Annotated in this window: 25 protein-coding genes; 20 read left to right on the top strand and 5 right to left on the bottom strand. The window is 67.6% G+C overall.

Annotated elements, in window-relative coordinates:
* Window position 1: 1 nt before the first annotated feature.
* The 5 genes from ASF65_RS00850 (at window position 2) to ASF65_RS00870 (ending at window position 4466) form a co-directional block, all read left to right on the top strand.
* A complete protein-coding gene (locus ASF65_RS00850; protein WP_055883759.1) occupies window positions 2–775 on the top strand; it encodes a thiazole synthase in 774 nt (257 codons plus the stop codon).
* Window positions 775–1392, top strand: a complete 618-nt coding sequence (locus ASF65_RS00855; protein ID WP_055884949.1) for a thiamine phosphate synthase — start codon at window positions 775–777, stop codon at window positions 1390–1392. The genes ASF65_RS00850 and ASF65_RS00855 overlap by 1 nt, the downstream gene beginning before the upstream one ends.
* Window positions 1393–1512: 120 nt before the next feature.
* Window positions 1513–2229 (top strand): GntR family transcriptional regulator, encoded by a 717-nt coding sequence (locus tag ASF65_RS00860; protein WP_055883761.1) that lies wholly within the window; start codon window positions 1513–1515, stop codon window positions 2227–2229.
* A gap of 92 nt (window positions 2230–2321) precedes the next feature.
* Window positions 2322–3608, top strand: a complete 1287-nt coding sequence (locus ASF65_RS00865; protein WP_055883763.1) for a hypothetical protein — start codon at window positions 2322–2324, stop codon at window positions 3606–3608.
* A 6-nt stretch (window positions 3609–3614) separates the two neighbouring features.
* Window positions 3615–4466 carry an ATP-dependent Clp protease proteolytic subunit gene (locus ASF65_RS00870; protein ID WP_055883766.1) on the top strand — a complete coding sequence of 284 codons (852 nt, stop codon included), beginning with the start codon at window positions 3615–3617 and terminating at the stop codon, window positions 4464–4466.
* 4 nt (window positions 4467–4470) lie between these two features.
* Here ASF65_RS00870 and ASF65_RS00875 read toward each other — a convergent pair whose 3' ends face one another.
* Complete coding sequence (locus ASF65_RS00875; RefSeq protein WP_055883769.1) at window positions 4471–5454, bottom strand: alpha/beta hydrolase; 984 nt, start codon at window positions 5452–5454, stop codon at window positions 4471–4473.
* A gap of 66 nt (window positions 5455–5520) precedes the next feature.
* On the opposite strand from ASF65_RS00875, the gene ASF65_RS00880 reads away from it, so the two are divergent.
* The gene (locus ASF65_RS00880) at window positions 5521–6531 is read left to right on the top strand and encodes a ribonuclease T2 (protein WP_162239436.1); all 1011 of its coding nucleotides are present in this window, start codon (window positions 5521–5523) and stop codon (window positions 6529–6531) included.
* 8 nt (window positions 6532–6539) lie between these two features.
* Here the strand turns inward: ASF65_RS00880 and ASF65_RS00885 are convergent, their stop codons facing one another.
* Window positions 6540–6836 (bottom strand): Dabb family protein, encoded by a 297-nt coding sequence (locus tag ASF65_RS00885; protein ID WP_055883776.1) that lies wholly within the window; start codon window positions 6834–6836, stop codon window positions 6540–6542.
* A gap of 170 nt (window positions 6837–7006) precedes the next feature.
* Here ASF65_RS00885 and ettA point away from each other — a divergent pair, with 170 nt between their 5' ends.
* The 5 genes from ettA (at window position 7007) to ASF65_RS00910 (ending at window position 11964) form a co-directional block, all read left to right on the top strand.
* A complete protein-coding gene (gene ettA, locus ASF65_RS00890; protein WP_055883779.1) occupies window positions 7007–8656 on the top strand; it encodes an energy-dependent translational throttle protein EttA in 1650 nt (549 codons plus the stop codon).
* A 125-nt stretch (window positions 8657–8781) separates the two neighbouring features.
* Window positions 8782–10251, top strand: a complete 1470-nt coding sequence (locus ASF65_RS00895; RefSeq protein WP_055883782.1) for a PAS domain-containing protein — start codon at window positions 8782–8784, stop codon at window positions 10249–10251.
* Window positions 10238–10627: a response regulator gene (locus ASF65_RS00900; protein WP_055883785.1), complete on the top strand. Its 390-nt coding sequence runs from the start codon at window positions 10238–10240 to the stop codon at window positions 10625–10627. The genes ASF65_RS00895 and ASF65_RS00900 overlap by 14 nt, the downstream gene beginning before the upstream one ends.
* A 102-nt stretch (window positions 10628–10729) precedes the next feature.
* On the top strand, window positions 10730–11377 hold the full coding sequence (locus ASF65_RS00905) for a DedA family protein (protein ID WP_055884952.1): 648 nt from the start codon (window positions 10730–10732) through the stop codon (window positions 11375–11377).
* A gap of 11 nt (window positions 11378–11388) precedes the next feature.
* Window positions 11389–11964 (top strand): MOSC domain-containing protein, encoded by a 576-nt coding sequence (locus ASF65_RS00910; RefSeq protein ID WP_055884956.1) that lies wholly within the window; start codon window positions 11389–11391, stop codon window positions 11962–11964.
* Between the two features lie 7 nt (window positions 11965–11971).
* Here ASF65_RS00910 and ASF65_RS00915 read toward each other — a convergent pair whose 3' ends face one another.
* The gene (locus tag ASF65_RS00915) at window positions 11972–12352 is read right to left on the bottom strand and encodes a DUF2293 domain-containing protein (protein ID WP_055883789.1); all 381 of its coding nucleotides are present in this window, start codon (window positions 12350–12352) and stop codon (window positions 11972–11974) included.
* Window positions 12352–12840 (bottom strand): SAM-dependent methyltransferase, encoded by a 489-nt coding sequence (locus ASF65_RS00920; protein ID WP_055883791.1) that lies wholly within the window; start codon window positions 12838–12840, stop codon window positions 12352–12354. The genes ASF65_RS00915 and ASF65_RS00920 overlap by 1 nt, the downstream gene beginning before the upstream one ends.
* A 93-nt stretch (window positions 12841–12933) precedes the next feature.
* Here ASF65_RS00920 and ASF65_RS00925 point away from each other — a divergent pair, with 93 nt between their 5' ends.
* The 3 genes from ASF65_RS00925 to ASF65_RS00935 all read left to right on the top strand — a co-directional run bounded on the left by ASF65_RS00925 (window position 12934) and on the right by ASF65_RS00935 (window position 16455).
* The gene (locus ASF65_RS00925) at window positions 12934–13941 is read left to right on the top strand and encodes a metalloregulator ArsR/SmtB family transcription factor (RefSeq protein WP_055883793.1); all 1008 of its coding nucleotides are present in this window, start codon (window positions 12934–12936) and stop codon (window positions 13939–13941) included.
* A gap of 10 nt (window positions 13942–13951) precedes the next feature.
* The gene (metF, locus tag ASF65_RS00930; protein WP_055883796.1) at window positions 13952–14854 is read left to right on the top strand and encodes a methylenetetrahydrofolate reductase [NAD(P)H]; all 903 of its coding nucleotides are present in this window, start codon (window positions 13952–13954) and stop codon (window positions 14852–14854) included.
* Window positions 14855–15234: 380 nt separating this feature from the next.
* Complete coding sequence (locus ASF65_RS00935; protein WP_055883799.1) at window positions 15235–16455, top strand: alanine racemase; 1221 nt, start codon at window positions 15235–15237, stop codon at window positions 16453–16455.
* Window positions 16456–16458: 3 nt separating this feature from the next.
* Here ASF65_RS00935 and ASF65_RS00940 read toward each other — a convergent pair whose 3' ends face one another.
* Complete coding sequence (locus ASF65_RS00940) at window positions 16459–16869, bottom strand: DUF4112 domain-containing protein (protein WP_055884959.1); 411 nt, start codon at window positions 16867–16869, stop codon at window positions 16459–16461.
* 151 nt (window positions 16870–17020) lie between these two features.
* Between ASF65_RS00940 and ASF65_RS00945 the strand changes: the two genes are divergently transcribed.
* The 6 genes from ASF65_RS00945 (at window position 17021) to ASF65_RS00970 (ending at window position 25229) form a co-directional block, all read left to right on the top strand.
* Window positions 17021–17914, top strand: a complete 894-nt coding sequence (locus ASF65_RS00945; protein WP_055883801.1) for a neutral zinc metallopeptidase — start codon at window positions 17021–17023, stop codon at window positions 17912–17914.
* 93 nt (window positions 17915–18007) lie between these two features.
* A complete protein-coding gene (gene glyS, locus ASF65_RS00950; RefSeq protein WP_055883804.1) occupies window positions 18008–20131 on the top strand; it encodes a glycine--tRNA ligase subunit beta in 2124 nt (707 codons plus the stop codon).
* 364 nt (window positions 20132–20495) lie between these two features.
* Window positions 20496–21935, top strand: a complete 1440-nt coding sequence (locus ASF65_RS00955; RefSeq protein WP_055883806.1) for a glycoside hydrolase family 25 protein — start codon at window positions 20496–20498, stop codon at window positions 21933–21935.
* A gap of 112 nt (window positions 21936–22047) precedes the next feature.
* Window positions 22048–23010, top strand: a complete 963-nt coding sequence (locus ASF65_RS00960; protein WP_244486539.1) for an L-threonylcarbamoyladenylate synthase — start codon at window positions 22048–22050, stop codon at window positions 23008–23010.
* Between the two features lie 37 nt (window positions 23011–23047).
* Window positions 23048–24478 carry an FAD-binding oxidoreductase gene (locus ASF65_RS00965; RefSeq protein WP_055883811.1) on the top strand — a complete coding sequence of 477 codons (1431 nt, stop codon included), beginning with the start codon at window positions 23048–23050 and terminating at the stop codon, window positions 24476–24478.
* A gap of 175 nt (window positions 24479–24653) precedes the next feature.
* A complete protein-coding gene (locus ASF65_RS00970; protein ID WP_055883814.1) occupies window positions 24654–25229 on the top strand; it encodes a DUF6101 family protein in 576 nt (191 codons plus the stop codon).

A 25229-nucleotide genomic window follows, 5' to 3' on the forward strand; every position in this document is an offset into this window, starting at 1 on the left:
GATGCGCCTGTACGACCGGACGTTCTCCTCGCGTCTGATGCTCGGCACGGCGCTCTACCCCTCGCCGGCTGTGATGCGCGGGGCGATCATCGCGTCGGGCGCCGAGATCGTCACCGTCTCGCTGCGCCGGGAAGCTGCGGGGATCGGGAAGGGCGGACCAGGCTTCTGGGACGAGATCCGCGATCTCGGTGTCGCGCTTCTTCCGAACACCGCCGGCTGCCACACCGTGAAGGAAGCAGTCACGACGGCGCAGATGGCCCGCGAACTCCTCGGCACGGACCTCGTGAAGCTTGAGGTGATCGGCCATGCCGACACGCTGCAGCCCGACGTGTTCGGTCTGGTCGAGGCGGCTCGGATCCTCGTCGGCGAGGGGTTCAAGGTGCTCCCCTATACGACCGAGGATCTCGTCGTGGCCGAGCGGTTGCTGTCCGCCGGTTGCGAGGTGCTGATGCCGTGGGGCTCGCCCATCGGCTCGGGGCTCGGCCTCAACAACCGATACGGGTTGCGGTCGCTGCGGGCGCAGTTTCCCGACGTGACGCTAATCGTCGACGCCGGCCTCGGACGCCCTTCCCAGGCGGCCGATGCGCTGGAACTCGGCTACGACGGCGTTCTTCTGAACACGGCCGTCGCCAGCGCCGCGGACCCGGTGGCGATGGCCCGAGCCTTCCGTCTCGCCGTCGAGGCGGGACGCATCGCGTTCGAGGCCGGCGGGATGGAGCCCCGCGACATGGCGGCCCCGTCGACGCCCGTCTTCGGAAGGGCGGTGCTGGCATGATCGCGCTCGATCCGTTCTATCCCGTGCTTCCCGACGCGGACTGGATCGAGCGGTTGGTGCCGCTCGGCATCCGTCTCGTGCAACTGCGGGCGAAGGAGATGGCGGCTCCCGAACTTCGCTCGCAGATCCGCCGATGCCGGACGGTCTGCGCGGCGCACGACTGCGTGCTCGTCGTCAACGACCACTGGCGGCTGGCGATCGAGGAGGGGGCGGACTTCGTCCATCTCGGGCAGGAGGATCTGGCGGAGGCGGATCTCGCCGCCATCCGCGCGGCGGGGCTCCGCCTCGGGCTCTCGACGCATGACGAAGCGGAGCTCGCAACGGCCCTGAAGGCCGAGCCCGACTACGTCGCGCTCGGACCGATCTGGCCGACTGTCCTCAAGGAGATGAAATGGGCGCCCCAGACGCCCGAGAGGCTGCGGGCATGGCGCGAGGCGATCGGAGCGCTGCCGCTCGTGGCCATCGGCGGCATCACGGTGGAGCGGTTGCCGCCGGTCTGGCTAGCGGGGGCCGACAGCGCGGCCGTGGTAACGGACATCGTCCGGCATTCCGACCCGGAAGCACGAACCGTGGAGTGGATCAAGGCGACGCGACGCCGGTTGCAGCCGACCGCGTGATCGCACCCGGAACACGCAGGAGAAATTTTCTGCGCGAGACCACTCTCATAGGTTGCATTCTCGCATAGGTTGCATCTACAGTGTGCCGTCTTCCGAAGGATAGTGGATAGGAAACGGCCGGTGTCGCTCGCAAAACCCTTCAATACCCGCCCGCTCTACCAGCAGGTCGCGGACGAGTTCATCTCGCGGATCGTGTCCAAGACCTGGGCACCGGGCCAGGCTATCGAGAACGAGGCGGAGATCGCCCGCTCGCTCGGAATCAGCCTCGGCACGGTGCGCAAGGCCTTCGATATCCTGACCGAGCACAAGCTGCTCGAGCGTCACCAGGGCAAGGGCACCATCGTCGCCGATTTCGAAGGCGGCAAGATGCGCAGCCGCTTCTCCAACGTCTTCGACCGGTCCGGCAACCGGATTTCGGGCGAGGTCTCGGTCGCCAAGGTCGTCCTCGCCACGGCGCCGCCGGAGGCTGCCGATATTCTCGGCGTCAACGGGCGGACGCCCGTCCTCCAGTTCGAGCGACGCCGCACGCATCTGGGCCGCCTGTTCATGACCGAAGAGGTGTTCCTGCGGGTCGACGCCTCGGCGAAGACCATGTCGCAGGAGGGCCTCGAGAGCATGGCGACGGCGCGCTGGACCGGCCAGGATCTGGCCACCCACAAGCGCGAGAAGGCGACCGCGGAAGCCGCCACGGCGGCCGACAAGCGCAACTTCAAGTTGACAGGCGACGCCGCGATTCTGCGCTTGCAGCGCGTCATCTGCTCTTATCAGGACCGGCCGCTCGAGTTGCGCTTCGCGCGCTGTCACCTCGGCAACGATCTCGTCTACGCGACCAGCTGAGGCGGGGAGGTGCCGGCTCGCCAGCGCCTTAATTTTCCCTTAACGGTCGATGGGCGGCATGTTGGTCCGCGCTTCGACCGTCGAGGAGCCGCATGGCCGCGTCCCATTCCTATACGCTGCGAGGGCAGGTCGCCCGGCTCGAACTGACCACGCGCATGACGCTGGCGATCCTCGCGACGGCCAGCGGCATCTTCACCTATCTCGGCGTGCGCGAGCTCCTCGACGGTGACGCGACGACGGTCTTCTTCGGCGCGGTGATCTATTCCGTGTCCGTGTCCGTCGGCATCTACGCGTTCTGGTCCTACCTGATCCGCATCATGCCGCATGTCCGCCGGCCCTCCGGCCGCCGCATGCTCTATCTCGCCATGGCAATCGGCTCCTGCATGATCATGGCGATGTCGGCGTGGCTGAACGCCGCCGCGCTGGCGGGCGCGGCCGCGCTCGAGCAGCACATGTCGATCACGACGGAAGAGTATCAGAGCAAGCTGAACGAGGCGCACGAGAACGCGCTTGCGGCCCAGAGCCTTCTCCCGGACATCCAGCTCGCGGCACAGCGTTTCGCCCGCCTGTCCGACGAGGAGCGCTCGTCCGGGGCGCTGACCGGCACGTCGGGTTCGGGCACCGTGGTGCAGCTCCTCAGCCAGATGTCGACGCAGCTCGTGAACCTCGCGCAGGAGATCGAGGCCTCGCGCGACGACGTCAGCGCCCTGTTCAAGGAGGGCGGCGACAGGCTCGGCGAGATGCGTCGGCTCGTGGCCGCCGACGGCAGCGTCAAGGAGCGCGGTACCGATTACGCGGCGCAGGCCACCGAGCTTGCCGGCATCATCGGCTCGCTGCAGCAGACCTCGGTCGCGCCGTCGGTGAAGCGCGCGGCGGAAGACCTCGGGCGGACCTTCATCGCTCCCGCGGCCGACGGCGGAAATGCCGGGCTGCAGGACCGTCAGACGGCGGTCGTCGGACAGGTCGAGACGGCGGTGCGCCAGCAGAGCCTCGCGCTCGCCTCGGCGGCCGACGCCATTCTGGAACGGCCGCGCGTCGAGACCGTGCGCTTCACGCCCCTGTCGGCGCCCGATGCCGTCGTGATGTATGCGCGCGACTTCCTGCCGTCCTGGGCCGGTGCGATCGCGATCGATCTCCTGCCAGCCGTCCTCGTCTTCATCCTCTGCATCGTTCAGGAGCAGATCCGCCGCGAGGAAGGCGAGGAAGACGCCGAGATCGGCGACATGAGCGCGGTCGACATGATGCGCGCGATGCGCATCCAGCGCCGGTTGATGAGCGAGGCGGCGGCGACGCCGATCGAGGCGCCGTCCGTCGATGCGGCCGACGATATCGTGCAGCAGAACGACCCGGCGCCCTTCGCCAAGTCGGCGAGGCTCTAGGCCGTCGTGAGCGATCATCAGGCGTCGCCGGGCTGGATCGAGCGTCGGCTCCTGTCGCTGCCGGACGGCGCGCTGCTGCGCCTCGTCTTCTTTGGTGTCCTTGCGATGGGGGCTTCGATGCTGGCGCAGGACGTCCTGAACGTCGTCGGCGATGCGGGCGACCGGGATCGGCTGACGCGGACCGAACCGCTTCGCCTGCCTCGCCCGCAGCCGGGCGACCAGATCCGGCCCTATCTCCCGCTTGCGGTTCCCGTCGCGCCCGATCGCGGCGAGCCCGTGCTCCCCGGCTACGACGCGCCTGCGACCGGCGACGCGATGGCAAAGGCGATGTCGTTCCACCTCGGCGCTGACGGCGCGGCTTCGGCGGTCGGGCGGATCGACGCGGGTACGGCGGGGGCCTTCCGGCAATTTCTGGACGGCGAGGGTCAGGGCGTTCGCCGCCTTGCCCTGCATTCGCCGGGCGGCTCGGTGCGCGACGCGATCGAGATGGCGACGCTGATCCGCGACCGGAAGCTTGAGACCGAGGTGCCCGCCGATGGCTATTGCGCATCGGCGTGTCCGCTCGTCCTCGCCGGCGGCGTTGCGCGGCAGGCGGGTGAATCCGCATGGGTCGGCGTGCATCAGGTCTATGCGGTGCCGGGCGGCGATCGCGGCCGGGTTCGCGACCTCGACCGGTCCGTCGCCCAGATCCAGGCGACGATCGCCGAATGCCAGAACCTGCTGGTCGCGATGGACGTCGATCCGCGGCTCTGGATCCACGCCATGCAGACCCCGGCCGACGAACTCTACGTTCTGACGCCTGCCGAGCTCCGAGAGTTTCGCCTGGTGACGACGCCGGAGCCCGCGCCAGCCAGCTGACGGTTCAGTCCGGCTCGACCGTCGTCGGGCGGGCCGGCGGCGTGTCGAGATGCCGCTCGACGAAGGCTTCGAGCGCGTCCAGCGCCGGTGTGCGAAAGGGGTCGATCTCGTTCAGCGTCTCGTGTCGCGCGCCCTCGACGATGGTAAGCTCGACCTCGCGCGAGCCGGACTCGCGCAGCCGTTCGGCCAGTCGCCTGACCTCGGCGCCGCCCTCGGTGGCGGGATCGAGCGTGCCGCCGAGGCAATGGATCGGGAGATCGTGCGGGATCTGCGACAGGGCTTCGTGGCTGGCGTTCTCGCGAATGAGCGCGAGGATGTCCTCGGCCATCGAGACGGTGGGCGTCCATCCGCAGAGCGGATCGCGGACATAGGCGTCGGCAATGGCCGGGTCGTGGGTGAGCCAGTCCGCATCGGTCCGGCGGTTCGGCACGGTGCGAGCCCAGGCCTCGAAGGCCGCGCGGGCGAAGACGAGGCTGGCGACGTCCGACCCCTTCAGCATCTTCTCGACCTTCAGCGCCCCGCTGCCGAGGCGCGCCTGCCAGCCGAAGCGCATGCCGGCGTTCCAGACGAGGCAACCGGAGAGACCGCCGCCGTAGCGGCGCGCATAATGCAGCGCGATGGCGCCGCCCAGCGAATGGCCCAGCACGAAGACGGGGAGGCCGGTAAAGTCGCGCTGCGCCCGTTCGCGCACGGCGTGGCAATCGCGCACGATCTTGCGGACCCCATCGCGCGTGGCGAAGCGGCGGAGCGGGGCGTCGTGCGCCGTCGTCGACCCATGCCCGCGGTGATCGTGAACATAGGTCGCGATGCCCATCGCCGCGAGATCGCGCGCCGTCCGCTCGTAGCGCGCGCTGTGCTCGGCAAGACCATGGAACAGCAGCAGCACGGCCGCCGGTTCGCCGGTCGGGGCGAAGGCGCGAACGTTCAGCGCCGCGCCGCTCGGGCTGTCGATCACGAAGCGCGCTGGGGGATTGATGGTTCGGGACATCGATGGAAATAGCTCGCGACGGGTCGGGCTCGGCATCCGAAGATGCCACGGAAAGGAACATCAGACATGTCGCTCAGGACAGTTCCGGCGATGATCGCAACAGTGGCGGCCCTTCTCGCTGTCCTGCCTGTGGCCGCGAGGGCACAGGTTCCGATGGTCGGCGTCTTCACCGCGGAGGCCAGTTGCTTCGCGACGCCGAGCATCCGTTCGGACGACAATCCGGGGCGGATCGTCACCGAGCCGGGGCGGACTTACGACCTGATCGGGCGCAACGCCTCGCCGGGCAGTCACTACCTCATCCGCGTGCCCGGCGCCGAGCCGGAGCGGCGCTGGGTCGCGTTCGGTTGCGGACGGGTCGAGGATGACAGCCAATCCGCTGAAGCTCCTCGGCCGTCCTCACCTGCGAAGCCGACCACCGGACAGGGCGGAATCGACCGCTATGTCCTGGCGGCCAACTGGCAGCCGGCGTTCTGCGAGACGCGGCCGTCCGTGCGCGAATGCCGAGGCGGAGGCGGTGCTGGCGACGGCTTCTCGCTCCACGGTCTCTGGCCCCAGCCGCGGGGACGCGAGTATTGCGGCGTTCCCGACGACGTGCGCCGAACGGACGAGCGGGGCGAATGGCGCCGCCTGCCGGACTACGACGCGTCGGCACGCACGCGCCGAGCGCTGGCGGAGGTGATGCCCGGCGTCCAGTCGGGTCTCGACCGGCACGAATGGTGGGTGCACGGCACCTGCTTCAAGGGCGATGCCGACGCGTACTTCATGCACGCGGTTCGGCTTCTGGAAGAGCTGAACCGATCGCCGGTGCGGCGGCTGTTCGAGGCGTCGATCGGCCAGACGCTGACGGCCGACGACGTGCGGGCAAGCTTCGACGAAGCCTTCGGCCGGGGTGCCGGCCGCCGCGTCCTGATCGACTGCGTCGACGACGCAGACGGCGAACCGATGATCCGGGAATTGCGCGTCGAGATCGAGGGAGATCTGGCGGCGAACCCGGATCTCTCCGATCTCATCGCGGCGGCGGACGAGACCGGACGCGGGTGCCGGAGTGGGCGGGTCGACGCGCCGGGTTTCGGCTGAACGGCGGTTCAGTCGCGGTCGGGTACCTCGTAGTCGGCGGAATAGCGAATGTCGCGCAAGGGGCGCACCCGCTGCGTCGAGGCCTGGTAGATCGGATCCGCCTTGTAGGCGTCGAGCGCGGCGCGGTTGCGGAACTCGGCATAGACCACGACGTCGACGTCGTTGCCCATCGGATCGACGCGCGCGTTCTCGACGACCTCGAAGTAGTCGTGATGCCGGATGCCGGCGAGCGTTCCGAGGCCCTCGAGGATCTCCGGAAGGTCGGCCTTGTCCTTGGCGCTGAAGAAGACGATGTGACGGATCATGGCGCGGGGTCTCGTGGTCGCTGCGTTGGCGCCTCTTCGACCGCGACGGCGGGAAAAGCAAGCCACGGCGGGGCGGCGCTTTTTCGCGCCCGTTGTTGCTCATCGAAGGCGCATGCCTTACCTGTGCGCCAACTCAAATCCTGACTGAACAACCCGGAGACGCGCGCGCGATGGCACGCCAGTTCATCTACCATATGGCCGGACTTACGAAGGCCTACGGCACCAAGAAGGTTCTGGAGAACGTCCATCTCTCCTTCTACCCCGACGCCAAGATCGGCATCCTCGGCCCGAACGGCGCCGGCAAGTCGACGCTCCTCAAGATCATGGCCGGCACCGACAAGGAGTTCACCGGCGAGGCCTGGGCCGCCGAGGGCGCGACCGTCGGCTACCTGCCGCAGGAGCCCAAGCTCGACGAATCGAAGACCGTCTTCGAGAACGTGATGGAAGGCGTGGCCGACAAGCAGGCCATTCTCGACCGCTACAACGAACTGATGATGAACTACTCGGACGAGACGGCCGAGGAGGGCGCCAAGCTTCAGGACGAGATCGACAGCCAGAACCTCTGGGATCTCGAGAGCCAGGTCGAGATGGCGATGGACGCGCTGCGCTGCCCGCCGCGCGACGCCGAGGTCGGTCCGCTGTCGGGCGGTGAGAAGCGCCGCGTGGCGCTCTGCAAGCTGCTCTTGTCGAAGCCCGACATCCTGCTGCTCGACGAGCCGACCAACCACCTCGATGCCGAGACGATCGCCTGGCTCGAAAAGCACCTTCGCGAATACGAAGGTGCCGTGCTGATGATCACGCACGATCGCTACTTCCTCGACAACGTGACGGGCTGGATCCTCGAGCTCGATCGCGGCCGCGGCGTGCCCTACGAGGGCAACTACTCGATTTATCTCGAGAAGAAGGCCAAGCGCATGGCGCAGGAGGGTCGTGAGGACGACTCGCGCATGCGGGCGCTTTCTCGCGAGCGCGAGTGGATGCTGCAGGGCGCCAAGGCCCGCCAGACGAAGTCCAAGGCGCGCATCAAGGCTTATAACGAGCTGGTGGAACTCGCCGAGCAGCGCCGCCCGGCCGACGGCAAGATCGTCATCCCGACCGGCGAGCGCCTCGGCCAGAAGGTGATCGAGGTCGACGGCATCACCAAGAGCTACGGCGATCGGGTGCTCATCGAGAACCTGTCGTTCAAGCTGCCGCCGGGCGGCATCGTCGGCGTCATCGGCCCGAACGGCGCCGGCAAGTCGACGCTTTTCAAGATGCTGACCGGCCAGGAGAAGCCGGACGCCGGCGAGATCAAGATCGGCGAGACCGTCGATCTCGGCTACGTCGACCAGAGCCGCGACCACCTCGATCCCAACAAGAACGTCTGGGAAGAGGTGACGGGCGCCGTCGACATCATGAAGCTCGGCAAGTACGAGATGAACAGCCGCGCCTATGTCGGCAACTTCAACTTCAAGGGCCCCGACCAGCAGCAGAAGGTCGGCACGCTTTCGGGTGGTCAGCGCAACCGCGTGCATCTCGCCAAGATGCTGAAGACCGGTTCGAACGTCATCCTGCTCGACGAGCCCACCAACGATCTCGACACCGAAACGTTGGCGGCGCTGGAGGATGCGCTGGAGGAATACGCCGGCTGCGCCGTGGTCATCAGCCACGATCGCATGTTCCTCGATCGCCTCGCCACGCATATCCTCGCGTTCGAGGGCGACAGCCACGTCGAGTGGTTCGAGGGCAATTTCGAGGACTACGAGCAGGACAAGATCCGCCGCCTCGGCCCCGACAGCGTCAACCCGAAGCGTCCGACCTACAAGCGTCTGACGCGCTAACCCGTGGCAGCGCGCGGGACATCTTCCCGCGCGCTACCCCGCCCCTATCTGGGCCGTCAGTGTGATCCGGCGCACGTCGCGGCCGGGGTCGATTTGGGCAACGGCGCTGCGGCGGAACGCATTTCATGAACAGACTGAGTTTCCATCAACTGTTCGACGCCTTGCCCAGCCCCCACATGATCGTCGACCGCGATCTCCTGTTCGTCGCCGCAAACCCGGCCTACGAGAGCGTGACGGGCCGCAAGCGCGACGAGTTGATCGGCCGCTACCTTTTCGACTGCTTCCCGAGCGAGGGACCTGAGCAAAAGCGCCTGGAAGCCTCGATGACCCGCGTCTTCGAGACCGGCAAGCCCGACACGCTGGCGTTCATCGAGTACGAAATCCCGATTTCCTCCGACCCGGCAGACGGTTTCGAGAAGCGATACTGGTCCGCGATCCACTCGCCGCTCTGCGACGACGGCGGGCAGGTGATCTTCATCCTCCAGAACACGGTGGACATTACCGAGCTCGTCCGGCTTCGCACGGTCGCCGGAAGTTCGGGATCGGTGCCGATGGAGGAGACGGCGCTTCTGCAGCGAACGCGCGAAATCGAGGAGGCCTACCGGACGTCGCGAAGCCAGCTGGACCGGTTCCGCCACCTGTTCGAGCAGGCGCCCGGTCTCGTTGCGCTTCTGCGCGGCCCCGATCACGTCTTCACCTTCGCCAATCGAGCCTATCGGCTGCTCGCTGGAGACCGCGAACTGCGCGGACTGCCGACGCGCGACGTCTTTCCGGAGGCCGAGGCGAGGGGCCTCCTGGAACTGCTCGATCGCGTCTACGCGACCGGCGAGGCGTTCGAAGGGACCGGGCTTCGGGTGCTCGCGAGCTACCCGAACGGCGGCCGGCGCGAGCTGTTTCTCGATGTGTCGTTTCATCCGGTCCGCGACGACCAGGGGGCGGTCGAGGGCATCTTCGTGCAAGGGTACGACCGAACGGAAAGCGTGCGGGCCCATCATCGCCAGAGGCTTCTGATCGACGAGTTGAACCATCGCGTGAAGAACACGCTGTCGACGATCCAGTCGCTCGCGCGGCCGAGCTTCCGTGCCGACCGCGACCGCGAGGAAGCGCGCCAGGCGTTCGAGGCGCGCATCGTTGCCCTGTCCAACGCCCACAACCTACTCAGTGAACGCCATTGGGAATCGGCCGATCTGGAGACCATTCTCCTTGCCGAACTGCGGGCGCTCGACCTCGACCGCGTGGACGTGAACGGTCAGCCGCTTCGGCTGAATTCGAAGGCCGCCATCGCGATGGCGATGATCTTCCACGAACTGGCGTCGAACGCGTTGAAATACGGCGCGCTGAATTCACCAGCCGGTCGACTGTCCGTCCGCTGGAGAAGGCTCGGCGAAGCGGTCGTCCTCGAATGGCGCGAGCACTGGCACAGCGACGATCGCATCGCGATCCAGCCGGGTTTCGGGATGCGGATGCTGGAGCGAATCGTGACCGGCGAACTGGAGGGCGAGTTGGCGTCGACGACCGAGAACGGCGGTCTCCTCTGGACCCTGAAACTGCCTGCCGTCGAAATCGAGGAAATCCCCCACCTTGCCCTCAGCTGATCGAACCCAACTGGCCGGTTTGCGGGTTTTCGCCGTCGAGGACGAGAGCCTCGTCGCGATGCAACTCGAGGACATGCTGGACGAGCTCGGATGCGTGGTCGTCGGGCTCGCCATGCGCGTCCGCAAGGCGCTCGAGATACTGGATCGCGAAGAGGTGATCGACGTCGCCGTGCTCGATGTGAACATCGCCGGAGAGAAGGTCTTTCCCGTGGCGGAGCGCCTTCACGCGATCGGCGTGCCCTTCCTGTTCGCCACCGGATACGGGCGCCCTGGGCTCGAGGGCCTCTGGCCGGACCATCCCGTGGTCCAGAAGCCCTACACGTCGGACCAGATCGCGGAGGCGATCGTCATGGCGCGCGCGGTCGCCAGCGTCTGACCCGGCTCGCAGCGACGCGTTTCCCCGGACTGGATCCCGTGCTACCCGATCGCCGAACCGGATTCCCGCCGGCATGACCATGTGAAAGAGGCCAAGCCGCCGATGGATACCTTCGTTCAGAACCTGATGCAGGACTACGGCGTCCTCGGCATCGGCTTCCTCATGTTCCTCGAGAACATCTTCCCGCCGATCCCGTCCGAGATCATCATGCCGCTTGCGGGCTATCAGGCCGCGACGGGCGATCACTCGTTCCTGTCGGTGGTGATCGCCGGCACGATCGGATCGATCCTCGGAATCCTGCCTTGGTACTATCTCGGCCTCTGGTTCGGCGAGGAGCGGATCATCCGGTTGGCCGACCGTTACGGCCGCTGGATGACGATGACCGCTGAAGACGTCGAGTCCGCCGATCACTGGTTCCGCCGATATGGTCTCTGGGCCGTGCTGTTCGGGCGCCTCATTCCGACCGTGCGCACGCTGATCTCGGTGCCGGCCGGGCTGTCGCGCATGCCCATGCCGACCTTTCTCCTCTTCTCGGCGATCGGCACTCTGGTCTGGACCACCGGCCTGGCGCTCGCCGGCTATCTTCTGGCGCAGCAGTACGAGCTCGTCGACCAGTACATTGGCCCTGTCTCGAACGGCGTCATCGCGATCGTGGTGCTGATCTACGTCTACCGTGTCATCACCTTCAAACCGTCCAAGCGCAGCCGCCCGATCGATCTGAAGGCCGGCGACGACAACCGTCCCGCGTGACGGAGGACGTCATGAGCCGTCGACCCGCACGCACGCTCGTCGCGCGGGTCGACGGATTGTTCGCCGGTGCCGGGTCCTCGTTCGAGACCGAGCCGCGGGACGCGCTGGAGTTGACCTTCGAGGGGCTGACGGGCGACCGCCACGGCGGAACGACGCGCCGGACCGGCGGGCGCGAGCCTTGGTATCCTCGGCGCACCGAGATCCGGAACGAGCGTCAGATCTCGATCGTCGCGCCGGATGAGCTTGCAGCGATCGCCCGCGACATGGAACTCGATCGGATCGCGCCGGAATGGATCGGCGCGAACCTGAGTCTGGCAGGCGTGCCGAACCTCAGCTGGCTTCCCGCGCGCACGCTGATGTTCTTCGACGGCGGTGCGACGCTGAAGGTCGACGGCGACAACGCGCCGTGCCGCGCGTCCGGCCGTTCGATCGCCCGTCGGTTCGAGGATCGGCCGGAGATCGAGCGCGGCTTCGTGCGGCATGGGCGGCATCGGCGCGGGCTGGTCGCCTGGGTGGAGAAGCCCGGCCGGATCGAGCTCGGCGCCAGCGTCGAACTTCGACTGCCGAAGCAATGGATCTACCCTTAGGCGCGTGTCAGTCCGCGTCGGGGCGCGGGCGCTGCTTCGGAGCGAGACGGCCCTTGCCATCCTCCGCCGGCATGTCCTCGTCGTCGTCGCCCGGCTCCGATGTCAGCTGGCGGGTCGAGCCCCAACGGTCGAGAACCGCGTTGACGTCGTCGATCACGAAGAACAGGGCCTCGTCGCGGTCGTATCCCTCGTCCCGCAACGCGTCGTAGTCGGTGTGCTGGTGGCGGATATGCGCCAGCGTCGCCAGCCAGAGAGCGCTCGCCGTCGGCAGGTCGCGCATATGCCGCGAGCCGGCCGCATCGCGAATCGCCTCGGCGTCGATGTAGGGCACGCGCGGGATCAACTGCGTCAGCTGCCGCGCGATGGATTTCTGCCGCTCCGTCGGCATCAGACCTCGGCCGGGCGATCGACGGAGGGCAGGTAGGGCTTGATGTCGAGGAGCGGCGTTCCGTCGAGAACGTCGATCGCATCGATCCGAAGCACACCCGCCGCGACGTCGATGTCGACGATCCGCACGAGATGGAGGCCGATCGGATTGGGACGCACCGGCGAGCGGAGCGAGAAGGTGCCCCTCGGGCGGTCGGCGTGACGCGGCATCTGCAAGGCGAGATCGCGTCGGCTGTGCTGGAGCCAGGTGAGGAGATGCACCCAACCTCCCGCAACGAGCCCTTCGAGCGCCGGACGGTACACCTGCTCGATATGAACCTCCGCCGCGCCGCCGCGTTCACGCGCTTCGCGAAGATTGCGAGGGCAGTGGGCCCGGTCGGTCCAGAGCGAACGAACCTCTCCGATGAAGGCGAGGGTGGCATCGTTCGCCTGTGCGGGGTCGAGATCGAACGCGATTTCCCCCACGCGGTGGACGGACGAATGGCTCATGCTGCGAACCCTCGGGCAGTTCGGCCTTGCAGCCCTTGGCCTTCACATATAAACATATCTTTATATCGTTTGGGCGTCGCGAAAGGAGACCGCATGCCTGCCTCCTTCGACGATGCCGTTGAGATGTTGAAGGCCCTGGCCGAGCCGACGCGCTTCCGCCTCGTCCTCCTCGTTTCGGAACAGGACCTGACCGTTTCGGACTTGACCGCCATTCTCGGTCAGTCGCAACCCCGCATCTCCCGACACCTCAAGCTTCTGGTCGAAGCGGGCATGGTCGAGCGGCATCAGGAAGGGTCGTGGGCCTATTTCCGCCTCTCGGATCGCCCGCTGGCGGCCCGGCTGGTGCAGTCGCTGAAGGCGAGCGTCGGAGACGACGACGGTGCGTTGTCGCGCGACGCCGAGCGCCTGACCGAGGTGCGGCGCGAGCGAGCGGAGCGGGCCGCGAGCTACTTCGCGCGGAACGCCGAACACTGGGACCGCATCCGTTCACTGCATGTGCCGGACGTCGATGTCGAGCGGGCGCTGATGGGGGCGCTGGCGACGGCCGGACGCTTCGAAGCGCATCTCGACGTCGGAACCGGCACCGGCCGCATGCTCGAGCTCCTTGCGCCGTTCAGCGAGCGCGCGATCGGCGTCGATGCCTCGCGCGAAATGCTGGCGATCGCCCGCGCCAAACTCGACGCGGCCGGCGTGACGCAGGCGACGGTGCGGCAGGGGGACGTCTATCGCCTGCCCGGTCCGCGGGGCGGCTTCGATCTCGTGACCCTGCATCAGGTTCTGCATTACCTCGACGATCCGGCGGCGGCGATCCGGGAGTGCGCGAACGCACTCAGCCCCGGAGGACGGCTCGCGGTGGTCGACTTCGCGCCGCACGATCTCGAATTCCTGCGCGCCGACCACGCGCACCTGCGCCTCGGCTTCAGCGAGGCGACGCTGCGCCAGTGGATGCGCGGGGCGGGACTGGCGGTCGAATCATTACAGACTTTACCGCCGCACGACGACGAGGCCGGGCGCCTGACGGTGACCGTCATCGTCGGACGGCGCCTGCCCGAAACCATTAACGAACTGGCGGACGCTCCGTCCGCATTGGCCGTCGCCTGAGGAGGACACCATGATTCAACGCCGCGACACGCGTCCTCCCATCCGGGTCTCGTTCGAGTTCTTCCCGCCGAAGACGCCGGCCATGGAGGAATCGCTGTGGTCGGCGATCCAGCGGCTTGCGCCCCTGCAGCCCGACTTCGTTTCGGTGACCTACGGCGCCGGCGGATCGACGCGGGAGCGAACCCATCACACGGTCGAGCGCATCCTGAAGGAAACCGATCTCGCGCCGGCCGCGCACCTGACCTGCGTCGACGCCAGCCGCGCCGAGGTGGACGACGTGGTGCGCCAGTATCGCACGACGGGCGTGAAGCACTTCGTGGCGCTGCGCGGCGACGGGCAGGGCGGGGCGGGTAGCGCCTACGTGCCGCACCCCGAAGGCTATCGCAACGGGGCGGAACTCGCGGCCGGCATCAAGGCGATCGATCCGGAGATCGAGGTGTCGGTCTCGGCCTATCCCGAGAAGCACCCGGAGAGCCCGGATTTCGCGACCGATATCGATCTCTTGAAGCGCAAGGTCGACAACGGGGCGACGCGAGCGATCACTCAGTTCTTCTTCGACAACGATCTCTACGAGCGCTACGTCGAACGTGCGCGCCGCGCCGGCATCTACGTGCCGATCGTGCCGGGCATCGTGCCGATCCACGACTTCGGCAAGGTCGCCCGCTTCTCGGCCGCAACCGGAACGTCGATCCCGCTGTGGCTGGCGGAGCGCTTCGAGGGGCTTGAGAACGATCCCCAGACGCGCAGCCATGTCGCGGCAGCCGTGTGCGCCGAACAGGTGCTCGACCTCGTCGATCGCGGGATTTCGGACTTCCACTTCTACACGATGAACCGTGCGGATCTCGTCTACTCGATCTGCCACATTCTCGGCCTGCGCGAGACGGCGCCGGTGCGCGAGGCGGCGGCGGCCTGAACCTCAAGCAGGAGCGGGAAACGAAAAAGGCCGGGTTCGGAACCCGGCCTTTTCAGAATGTCGCATCGCGTTTCCGGCGTCAGGAGATGACGCCCGTCACCATGGCGGCGATGAAGACGAAGGCCGCGCAGATCATCAGGAAATTCACGGACCGGGTGAGTTCCAAATTCAGCCTCCTGCTCACGAGTTGTTACGGATGTTAATCAAACCTTCAACTTGGTAAAAGCCGTTTCGTTGCGGGGATCGGTGGGCGGCGGAGCAAAAACGTCTTCCGATTGTCGCATTCGTGAAAAAATGGCGGCGGTCGCGTTTCGGAATCGGTCTTCCTCCTGACATGCAGGCGGATTATCTCCCGCCCTTCATCGCCGCGGAGAGTTCCATTGCAACGATTCGAGACCGCCAAGGACGCCGCGCTGGCCCTACGCCCCGACGTGCCGGTCTACTGCTTCAGGCCCGACGTTCTCGTGGCCGACGCTCGCCAGTTCATGCAGGCCTTTCCCGGCGAGACCGCCTATGCGGTGAAGACCAACGGCGAACCCCTCGTTCTCGAAACGCTGGCGAAGGCGGGCGTGAAGACCTTCGACGTCGCATCGCCCGGCGAGTTCGAGGTCGTGCGCGCCGTCGCGCCCGATGCCGAGATGCTCTACATGCATCCGATCAAGGCGCAGTCCGACATCCGCCTCGCGCTGGAGCGTTACGGCATCCGCGTGATGGCGCTCGACCACGAGGACGAGATCGCCAAGATCCTGCGCATCGTTCGCGCGCTCGATCTCGATCCCGGCAGCATCACCATCTTCGTGCGCCTGCAGACGAAGGGGCATGCAGCGTATGAGTTGTCGAAGAAGTTCGGCGCGGCGCCCGCCCATGCCGTCGAGCTTTTGCAGCGGTGCCACAAGATCGGTTTCAAGGTCGGCCTCTGCTTCCACGTCGGTTCGCAGATCGAGGACCCGGAGACCTATGAGCGCGCGCTCGCATCGGCCGACTGGGTGCGCAACCGCGCGGACGTTCCGCTTGCCGGGCTCGATGTCGGCGGCGGCTTCCCGGCGGAGTATGGCCACGACCCGCGTCGCAAGAAGCGCGACATGCCGGGCCTCGACGAGATCATGACGCGGCTTCGCGCCGACATGGAGGAGTGGGGCTTCTCCGACATGCCGCTGGTCGCCGAACCGGGGCGCGTCGTGGTGGCGCGCGCCTTCTCGCTGATCGTGCGGGTGCTCCTGCGAAAGGGGCGGCGGCTCTACATCAACGACGGCATTTGGGCGTCCTTGTCGGACTCCTGGACCGGCAAGATCACGCTGCCGGCCCGCTTCATTCCCGATCCCGCGCGCACCTCGCGCAACGGCAATCCGGAATCGATCAGCGCCTTCCGCGTCTGCGGGGCGACCTGCGATTCGGTCGACATCCTGTCCCGGCCGTTCTGGCTGCCGGAAACCGTGGATACGGGCGACTGGATCGAGATCGGCCATATCGGCGCCTACTCGCTGTCGCTTCGCACGCGCTTCAACGGCTTCTACCCCGACACGTTCGTCGAGGTGGCGACCCCCTTCGACGCGGGCGAGCGCGCCGAAGGGTTTGCCAGTCTCGAGACGATGGCCGACTAGGGCTTACCGCCGATCGGGCGTGACGTCCCGGATGTCCGCGCGCGTCATGTCGAAATGGTCGAGAATGATCCCGATATTGCGCTTGTGGGCCTTGAAGTAGACGTCGAACACGTCGCCAGCGAGGGGCACGGCGCCGAACATGGCGTCGACGCCGAGATTGCCGACCATGCGCGCGAGCTTGCGCTTCGGCAGGCCGAGGCGCCGGGCCTCGTTGACGATGAACAGGCCGATCAGCGCGCCGCCGGCATCGCCGATGCCCGGCACGAGGCCGAGGAGCGCGTCGGCACCGAAGCGGATGTCGGTGCCGGGGACGCGAATGGCCGTATCCATCAGGCGGGCGAGTGCGTTGAGCCGTGCGATGCGGCGCTCGCGGTCCTCGACCCACACGGTTCCGGTGTCGGCATAGGCGGTCATGGCGACTTCGATCTCCTTGTCAAACGTCCAACGACGTCGTCCGCTCATGTGGCGAGGGTGCGTTCGCGATGCGAGCACGTTTTCGTCATTCCCTCACGGGCCGTCGCGCCTATCTCCCGACCGTAAGGGACACTTGCCGGGAGTGCGGGACATGGAATGGCGCGGCCGACGCGAGAGCAGCAACATCGAGGACGTGCGGGGGACCGGCGGGGGAGGCGGCGGCTTCGGTGGCGGGGGCATGCGCATCCCGATCCGTGCCGGCGGAGGCGGCATCGGCCTTCTCGTGATCCTCGCCATCCTTTGGATCGGCTTCGGCATCAACCCCATGTCGGTGATCGGCATGGATGACGGCTCGACCACCACGACGCAGACGGCATCGCGCCAGGGTCCCGGCGTTTCGGGCACCGCCGACGAGACCGACAACTTCGTCGCGGTAGTGCTGGGCGATACCGAGGACGTCTGGAACGCCCGCTTCTCGCAGATGGGCCAGACCTATCGGGAGCCGACCCTCGTCCTGTTCGACCGGCAAGTGGGCTCGGCCTGCGGCAACGCCACGTCGGCGACCGGCCCGTTCTACTGCCCGAACGACCAGAAACTCTACATCGACTTGGCCTTCTTCCGGCAGCTCCAGGGCCAGCTGAATTCGCCGGGCGACTTCGCGCAGGCCTATGTCGTGGCTCACGAGGTCGGGCATCACGTGCAGAACCTTCTCGGCACTCTGCAGCGCACCACCGAATTGCGCCAGCAGTCGTCCGAGGCCGACGCCAACGCCATCTCGGTGCGGGTCGAGCTGCAGGCGGACTGCTACGCCGGCATCTGGGCGCACGACACGCAGCAGGCCGGCTACGTCGAGAACGGCGACGTCGAGGAGGCCCTGAACGCCGCCAGCCAGATCGGCGACGACACGCTGCAGCAGCGCAGCCAGGGGACCGTCGTCCCCGACAGCTTCACCCACGGCACCTCGGCGCAGCGGGTCGAGTGGTTCCGGCGGGGCCTGACCTCGGGCGACATGAAGCAGTGCGACACGTTCGAGGGCCGCCTCTGACGCAAGCGCCCACGGCCGGCCGGAGCTTGCAATCCGGCCGGCGGCATGGTGTGACCCCACGCGATTGCCTCCAGACGCGACGTGTGACAGCCCATGCCCGACCTCCTTCTCGAGCTTCGTTCCGAAGAGATCCCCGCCCGCATGCAGCGCAAGGCGGCGGGCGACCTGAAGAAGGCGGTGACCGACGCCCTCGTCGCGGCCGGGCTCACCTACGAGGGGGCCCGCGAATACTGGACGCCGCGGCGCATCACGCTCGACATCCGTGGCCTCGACGCCCGCTCCAAGGACACCCGCGAAGAGCGCAAGGGGCCGCGCACCGACGCGCCCGAGAAGGCCATCGAAGGCTTCCTGAAGGGGGCCGGGCTCGCCTCGATCGATCAGGCCGAGCGGCGCAGCGACGGAAAGAAGGGCGAGTTCTTCGTCGCCGTGATCGAGAAGCCGGGGCGGCTGGCCGAGGAGATCGTGGCGGAGGCGATGCCCGGCATCATCCGCGACTTCCCGTGGCCGAAGTCCATGCGCTGGGGGGCCGCTTCGCGCGAGCCGGGCTCCTTGCGTTGGGTCCGCCCGCTCCAGTCGATCCTCTGCGTCTTCGGCCCGGAGAACGGCGAGACGGCGGTGATCGATTTCGAGGTGGCCGGCATCCGCTCCGGCGACCGGACGGTCGGGCATCGCTTTCATGCGCCGGCCGAGTTCAAGGTTCGTCGGTTCGAGGACTATATCGGCCAGCTCGAGAAGGCCTATGTCGTGCTCGACGCCGAGCGCCGGAAGGAGATCATCCGCACCGACGCCGACAATCTCGCCTTCGCGCAGGGGCTGGAGGTGGTCGCGGACGAGGGGCTGCTGGAGGAGGTGTCGGGCCTCGTCGAATGGCCCGTCGTGCTGGTCGGCACGTTCGAGGAGACGTTCCTCCAGATTCCCGCCGAGATGATCCAGCTGACCATCCGCACCAACCAGAAGTGCTTCGTCACCCGACGCCGCGGACAGGACGGCCTGTCGAACCACTTCCTGATGGTTGCCAACATCGAGGCGGCCGACCATGGCGCCGAGATCGCGCGCGGCAACGGCAAGGTGGTGCGTGCGCGCCTGTCGGACGCGCTCTATTTCTGGAACACCGACCAGGGCGCCCTGCCGGATTTCGAAGGCCTCGCCGCGTCCGCGGAGCGCTTCGGCCTCGACCTCGCCAAGCCGCTTGACCAGCGCATGGCCAAGCTCGATGCGCTCGGCGTCACCTTCCATGCCAAGCTCGGAACGCAGGGACAGCGCGTCGGCCGCATCGCGGATCTCGCTGCCGTCCTCGCGCCGATGGTCGGCGCCGACGCCGGCGAGGCGCGTCGGGCGGCCGTGCTGGCGAAGGCCGATCTCACCACCGAGGTCGTCGGCGAGTTCCCGGAACTCCAGGGGCTGATGGGCCAGAAATACGCAGCGCTGCAGAACGAGCCGGCATCGGTCCAGCGCGCGCTGGTCGATCACTACAAGCCGCAAGGGCCGGGCGACAGCGTCCCCACCGACCCGGTCGCGATCGCGGTGGCCCTTGCGGACAAGCTCGATACGCTGGTCGGGTTCTGGTCGATCGACGAGAAGCCGACGGGTTCGAAGGACCCCTATGCGCTCCGCCGCGCCGCGCTCGGCGTCATCCGCATCATTCTCGACAACCAGCTTCGGCTGCGGCTGGGATCGCTACTGACGTCGGGCGACCTCCTGTCCTTCTTCCACGATCGCCTGAAGGTGCAGCTGCGCGAGCAGGGCGCGCGACACGATCTGGTGGATGCGGTTCTGGGCGGCGCGGGCGAGGGCAAGGACGATCTTCTCGACGTGTCGCGTCGGGTGGCTGAACTCGGCCGCCTGCTCGAGACGGACGACGGTGCGAACCTTCTGGCCGCCTATCGCCGGGCCGCCAATATTCTCGCCGCCGAAGAGAAGAAGGGCACGCAGGTCGCCGCGTCGGTCGATCCCGCACGGTTCGTCGAACCCGAAGAGCGCGCGCTGCTTGATGCGATCGTCGAGGCGGAAGCGGAACTCGAGGCGGCGATGCTGGTCGAGGACTACACCCGCGCGACGGCGGCTCTGGCCCGGCTCCGGGCCCCGGCCGACGCCTTCTTCGAGAAGGTGCTCGTGAACGCCGAGGACGAGAGCGTTCGTGCCAACCGTCTGGCCCTTCTCGCGCGCATTCGTTCGGCGGCCGGCCGGCTCGCCGATCTCTCCCGCGTCGCCGGCTGATTCGCCGGCGGACGATTCTCCCCAAGGGCTCTCAGGCCTGCGCAAGCCTTGCGCGCGAGGATCGGTGGCTGGCGAAGCTCACCGATCGCGCTTTCGTGAAACAAATTGTGATCGCGTCGCCTGCAACCCGCCGAATTGGCGGTAGAAGGATCGCCGCGATCGAAGCCGCCTGCGGGCTCTTCGATCTTCTTATGGAGGGGTGGGGCCAGCCGTAGTCGGCTGGGCTTCGTTTCGACTGACCTGATCTCGCTTGGCGCGCCCCTTGGGTCCGCCGGCCCGACGAGGGGATGCCCGAATGCCGAGAATGCGCGCCGCCTGTGCGGTTGCCATGCGCTGGGTTTGCGCCATCGCAGCAGGAACGATAATGGCCGGCCTGAGCCCCGCGAAAGCGGAATTCGACCGACCCTGGCGCGACGACACCCGGGCCCTCGTGATCGACGCCTACGAGTTCAATCCGATCAACTGGCGAGAGATGACCGGCGACAAGCGGATCGCCGCCTTCATCAACAAGGCGTCCGACGGTCTGGCGCCCGCTTGGTCGTGCCGCGGCATGTCGGGCGACGACGAGAAGCTCTGCAAGAACCGGTGGTGGAAGTATTCCGTCACGCAGGAACTCTACATGACCCGCCGCGAGATGGCGAAGACGCTGGGTCTGAAGTGGGGTGCCTACCATCTCGGCCGCCCCGGCAACCCGCGCGAGCAGGCCGACCATTTCATCGATTTCGCCAAGCCCGAAGCCGACGAGCTGATCGCCCTCGATATCGAGGACAACGATCCGACGCAGTGGATGTCGCTCGCTGAGGCCGAGGAGTTCGCGCGCCAGATCAAGATCCGCCTCGACCGCTATCCGATGCTCTACACCAACGGTTCGACGGCCGCGTACATCGCTCAGAACAAGGAGACCTATCCGCTCCTGTCGCGTCTTCAGCTCTGGTACGCGCGCTACCGCGACGATCTGACGGGCGTCTTCCCGGAGGGCCACTGGGACAAGTACGCCCTGTGGCAGTTCTCCTCCATGCACAACTGCAGCAAGCGCGCCTGCCCCTATCGCGTCGCGGGCGCGAAGGAAGACATCGACGTGAACGTCGCCTCGATGAATGTCGAGGATCTCCGGAAGGCCTGGCCGTTCGACGGTCTCGTGGCGCCCGAGCCGGAGCCGCTTCCCGATGCCGGGGCGCTCATCGCCAAGGTTGGCGAGGAGGCGCGCGGCGCCGTGGCCGCGATCGGCCAGGACGTGGCGGCGCTTGTGAAGCCGAACGGGGCGCAGGCCGGCGGCGAGACCGTGCCCGGAACGCTGGCGGCCGCCTACGGTCCTGCGACCCATGCGCTGATCGATCCGCTGAAGCTCCTCACCGAAACCGCGCTAGAGGAGAAGAAGACGGCCGAGCATCCCGCGCCGATTCTTTCGGCGGTGACGCAAGGGGCGAAGACCGAGCCGGCGCCCCCCGCCGATCGCCCTGTGGCGGGGCCGGCGCAGGCGATCGGAACGATCGGCCAGCTCCGCGAGGAGATGCAGGCCGTTCGCGAGATCCTCAGCGACGAGAAGGTCGAAGGCGACACCACGATGACGACGCCGGCCGCTTCCACGGCACCGGTCAAGGGCGCCGAGCTGAAGTCCCGGATCCTGGAGCTGATGAAGGCCGCGGAGACGGCGGTGGAAGGCGTGCCGGGCGACAAGCCGGTCGAGGAGAAGAAACCGGAGGAGCGGGCCGAGCTTTCGGCCCCTCGCGGCGGCTGGACCATCCTGTCCAGCTTCGCCGCGTCCGAGCGGCGCGTGGCGACGGCGTTCCGGGCGACCCGCTGACGCCTGCCACCCTTGTCGATCTCACCCATCCGATTCTCCGACCGCGACCTTGCCTGAAAATGGCGTGCGGGTGCTTTTCGATGGGGCCGCCTGCCTCTAAACCCGCCGCATGATGGAAACCCGAACCATTCCGCTCCTCGGCGAAGCGGCCGAACGAGATGTGGCCGATCGGTTGGCGCGCGGCGAGCTTGTGGCGGTGCCGACGGAGACGGTCTACGGGCTCGCGGCCGACGCGTCGAACGGCGAAGCCGTGGCGCGCATCTTCGAAGCGAAGGGGCGGCCCCGTTTCAACCCGCTGATCGCTCACGTCACGGGGCGTTCGATGGCCGAACGCTACGCGGTGCCCGACGCGCTGGCGCATCGGCTGATGGACGCCTTCTGGCCGGGCCCGCTGACGATCGTCCTGCCGCTGCGGCCCGGTGCGCCGCTTCATCCGCTCGTGACAGCCGATCTGCCGACCGTCGCCCTTCGCTCGCCGCAAGGCGGGTTATCGCGCATCCTCGCGTTTCTGGGCCGGGCCGTCGCCGCTCCGAGCGCCAACCGGTCGGGCCGCGTCAGCCCGACCTCGGCCGCGCATGTCCTACGCACGTTGGACGGACGCATCGAGGCGGTGGCCGATGCCGGCACGGCCGCGCACGGCATCGAATCGACGATCGTGCAGCCGCGGGGCGACCACGTCGTGCTTCTGCGACCGGGAGCGGTGACGGCCGCCGAGATCGAGGCGGCCACCGGGCTTGCCGTCAGGCGGCACGACGGCCACACGATCGTCGCCCCGGGCCAGATGCGCTCGCATTACGCGCCGCACGGCCGGGTGCGGCTGGACGCGCCCGAACCGGCGCCCGGCGAGCACTTCATCGCCTTCGGTCCTTTGTCGGAAGCCGCCACCGCGCGCGCGACCGCCGTCTTCCAGTTGAGCGAGACGGGCGATCTGCGCGAGGCCGCAAGCCGCCTGTTCGACGCGCTGTCGACCTTCGACGCGCCCGAGATCGAGCGGATCGCGGTGGCGCCGATCCCGCGCGAGGGCCTCGGTGAGGCGATCAACGACCGTCTCTCACGCGCCGCCGCCGATCGCTGATCTCGACGCGCGGCGGGCAGAGGCCTAAACCTCGCTCATGACCGAACTCGCTCCCCGCCCGCTTCCCGACGCCCTTCGCGACCGCTTCGCCGCGCTCGTGCCGCCCGGCCGCGCGCTGACCGAAGCGGCGGATCTGGCCCCCTATCTGAAGGAGACGCGCGACCTCTTTCCCGGACGCTCCCGGCTCGTCCTGCGACCCGGAACGGTGGATGAGGTCTCGGCAATCCTCAAGCTCGCCTCCGAAACGCGGACGCCGGTCGTGCCGCAGGGCGGGAACACCGGTCATGTCGGCGGTCAGATGCCGCGCTCCGACGCCGAGATCGTTCTGTCCCTGTCGCGCCTCGACCGAATCCGCGACCTCGACGCCGCCGGTCATACGATCACGGTGGATTCGGGCGTCGTCCTTCAGCGAGTGCAGGAGGCGGCCGACGAGGCGGGGCTGCTCTTCCCACTGTCGCTCGGATCGGAAGGGTCTTGCCAGATCGGCGGCAACCTGGCGTCCAATGCGGGCGGGACCGGGGTCATCGCCTACGGCAACAGCCGTGAGCTCTGCCTCGGGATCGAGGCGGTTCTCGCCTCGGGCGAGGTCTTCCATGGGCTCCGCCGGCTCAAGAAGGACAATCGCGGCTACGATCTCCGGCAGCTTCTGATCGGCTCGGAGGGCACGCTCGGCGTCATCACCGGCGCCGTGCTGCGGCTGTTCCCGAAGCCGAAGGGGCGCGAGGTCGCCTATGCCGGCCTCGGCTCGCCGGAAGCGATGCTCTCGCTGTTGGCACGCGCGCAGGGGGCGGCCGGGACGCAACTCACCGCCTTCGAGATCATGCCGCGGCTGGCGATGGAGTTCACCGTGCGCCACACACGCGGCGCGCGCGATCCCTTGGCCGGCCCGCACGCCTGGTACGTGCTTCTCGAAGTCTCGTCCAACCGGTCCGGCGAGGATGCGCAAGCGACGATGGAAGGCATTCTCTCCGGCGCCCTCGAAGCGGGGGAGATCGAGGATGCGACGATCGCGCAGTCGGGGGCCGATGCCACCCTCTTCTGGCGCATGCGCGAGGAGATGAGCTGGGCGCAGAAGCCCGAAGGCGGCTCGATCAAGCACGACGTGTCGGTGCCGGTGGCGAGGGTCCCCGAGTTCCTGCGCCGAGCGGATGCGGCGGTGAGCGCGGCGATCCCAGGGGTCCGGATCGTCTCGTTCGGGCACCTCGGCGACGGCAACATCCATTACAACCTGTCGCAGCCCATCGGGGCCGACAAGCAGGCCTTCCTCGACCGCTGGGGCGAGATCAACGCGCTCGTGCACGGCATCGTCGCGGACCTGAACGGCAGCTTCGCCGCGGAGCACGGCATCGGCCAGCTGAAGCGCGACGAGCTGGCCCGGACCAAGCCTGCGCTGGAGATGGACCTGATGCGCGGCATCAAGCAGCTCTTCGATCCTTTCGGAATCCTGAACCCCGGAAAGGTCGTTTAAAGTTCTCTTCAAAGTTACGGTTTGGACACCCTGATGTTGGTCAGGTTCACTTAACTGAACTTCTTAGCCCAAGCGCAACTCGCTCTCGTTAGTCTGCAAGCATCGAAGGCCGGGATACATCGGCCGAATGAGCAAGACCTCTCAAGGTCTGCGGATCAACAGACGAGGACACGACATGAGCGTGGTTCACCATCAGACGTCCGTGAAGCCCGAGTGGGCGAGCACGCCGATCCGCCTCGATCCCGCGCTTGCCGACCGCAAGCAGAGCTTCGAATTGATGCAGGACGGCGAACTCGTCTCCTACCGGATCGATCGCCGCGGTGCGGTGATCCGGCGCACGCTGCAGAAGAGCGGCCTGCCGGTGTCGATCGCTCTCGCCGCCCGCTCGTTCCGGGGGATCGCGGCCCGCGCGATGGAGAACGGCGAAGGCGAGATCACCGTCACGCTCGAACTGCATCACGAGGACCCGACGATGTCGGTGCCGCTTCTCGTCGCCTCCGACCTCTACGACGTCGCGGCCGACTGGCGCGGGTGGTCGGAACTCTTCCGCCTGCCGATGCTGATGGTCGAGGCCGACGGTTCGGTGACGGCGCTCGAGGATTCGCTCGGCCAAGTCCGTCGCAACGAGCCGATCGAGCGCCGCGGCAACGCCCATCGCGGCCGCCGTCCGCGCTTCCTCGCCCGCCGGAAGCCGGGCGGTCTCGGCGTGCGCCTGATGGTTCAGGGCGAGGAGATCATCGCCCGCGGCTGA

The organism is Aureimonas sp. Leaf324, from assembly GCF_001423245.1.
In the GTDB taxonomy this organism is placed as follows: Bacteria; Pseudomonadota; Alphaproteobacteria; order Rhizobiales; family Rhizobiaceae; genus Aureimonas.

Coding starts and splice junctions, on each gene's coding strand:
- ASF65_RS00850 (WP_055883759.1), top strand. CDS start 2: ATGCGCCTGTACGACCGGACGTTCTCCTCGCGTCTGATGCTCGGCACG.
- ASF65_RS00865 (WP_055883763.1), top strand. CDS start 2,322: ATGGCCGCGTCCCATTCCTATACGCTGCGAGGGCAGGTCGCCCGGCTC.
- ASF65_RS00875 (WP_055883769.1), bottom strand. CDS start 5,454: ATGTCCCGAACCATCAATCCCCCAGCGCGCTTCGTGATCGACAGCCCG.
- ASF65_RS00880 (WP_162239436.1), top strand. CDS start 5,521: ATGTCGCTCAGGACAGTTCCGGCGATGATCGCAACAGTGGCGGCCCTT.
- ASF65_RS00885 (WP_055883776.1), bottom strand. CDS start 6,836: ATGATCCGTCACATCGTCTTCTTCAGCGCCAAGGACAAGGCCGACCTT.
- ettA (WP_055883779.1), top strand. CDS start 7,007: ATGGCACGCCAGTTCATCTACCATATGGCCGGACTTACGAAGGCCTAC.
- ASF65_RS00895 (WP_055883782.1), top strand. CDS start 8,782: ATGAACAGACTGAGTTTCCATCAACTGTTCGACGCCTTGCCCAGCCCC.
- ASF65_RS00905 (WP_055884952.1), top strand. CDS start 10,730: ATGGATACCTTCGTTCAGAACCTGATGCAGGACTACGGCGTCCTCGGC.
- ASF65_RS00910 (WP_055884956.1), top strand. CDS start 11,389: ATGAGCCGTCGACCCGCACGCACGCTCGTCGCGCGGGTCGACGGATTG.
- ASF65_RS00915 (WP_055883789.1), bottom strand. CDS start 12,352: ATGCCGACGGAGCGGCAGAAATCCATCGCGCGGCAGCTGACGCAGTTG.
- ASF65_RS00920 (WP_055883791.1), bottom strand. CDS start 12,840: ATGAGCCATTCGTCCGTCCACCGCGTGGGGGAAATCGCGTTCGATCTC.
- ASF65_RS00925 (WP_055883793.1), top strand. CDS start 12,934: ATGCCTGCCTCCTTCGACGATGCCGTTGAGATGTTGAAGGCCCTGGCC.
- metF (WP_055883796.1), top strand. CDS start 13,952: ATGATTCAACGCCGCGACACGCGTCCTCCCATCCGGGTCTCGTTCGAG.
- ASF65_RS00940 (WP_055884959.1), bottom strand. CDS start 16,869: ATGACCGCCTATGCCGACACCGGAACCGTGTGGGTCGAGGACCGCGAG.
- ASF65_RS00945 (WP_055883801.1), top strand. CDS start 17,021: ATGGAATGGCGCGGCCGACGCGAGAGCAGCAACATCGAGGACGTGCGG.
- glyS (WP_055883804.1), top strand. CDS start 18,008: ATGCCCGACCTCCTTCTCGAGCTTCGTTCCGAAGAGATCCCCGCCCGC.
- ASF65_RS00955 (WP_055883806.1), top strand. CDS start 20,496: ATGGCCGGCCTGAGCCCCGCGAAAGCGGAATTCGACCGACCCTGGCGC.
- ASF65_RS00960 (WP_244486539.1), top strand. CDS start 22,048: ATGGAAACCCGAACCATTCCGCTCCTCGGCGAAGCGGCCGAACGAGAT.
- ASF65_RS00965 (WP_055883811.1), top strand. CDS start 23,048: ATGACCGAACTCGCTCCCCGCCCGCTTCCCGACGCCCTTCGCGACCGC.
- ASF65_RS00970 (WP_055883814.1), top strand. CDS start 24,654: ATGAGCGTGGTTCACCATCAGACGTCCGTGAAGCCCGAGTGGGCGAGC.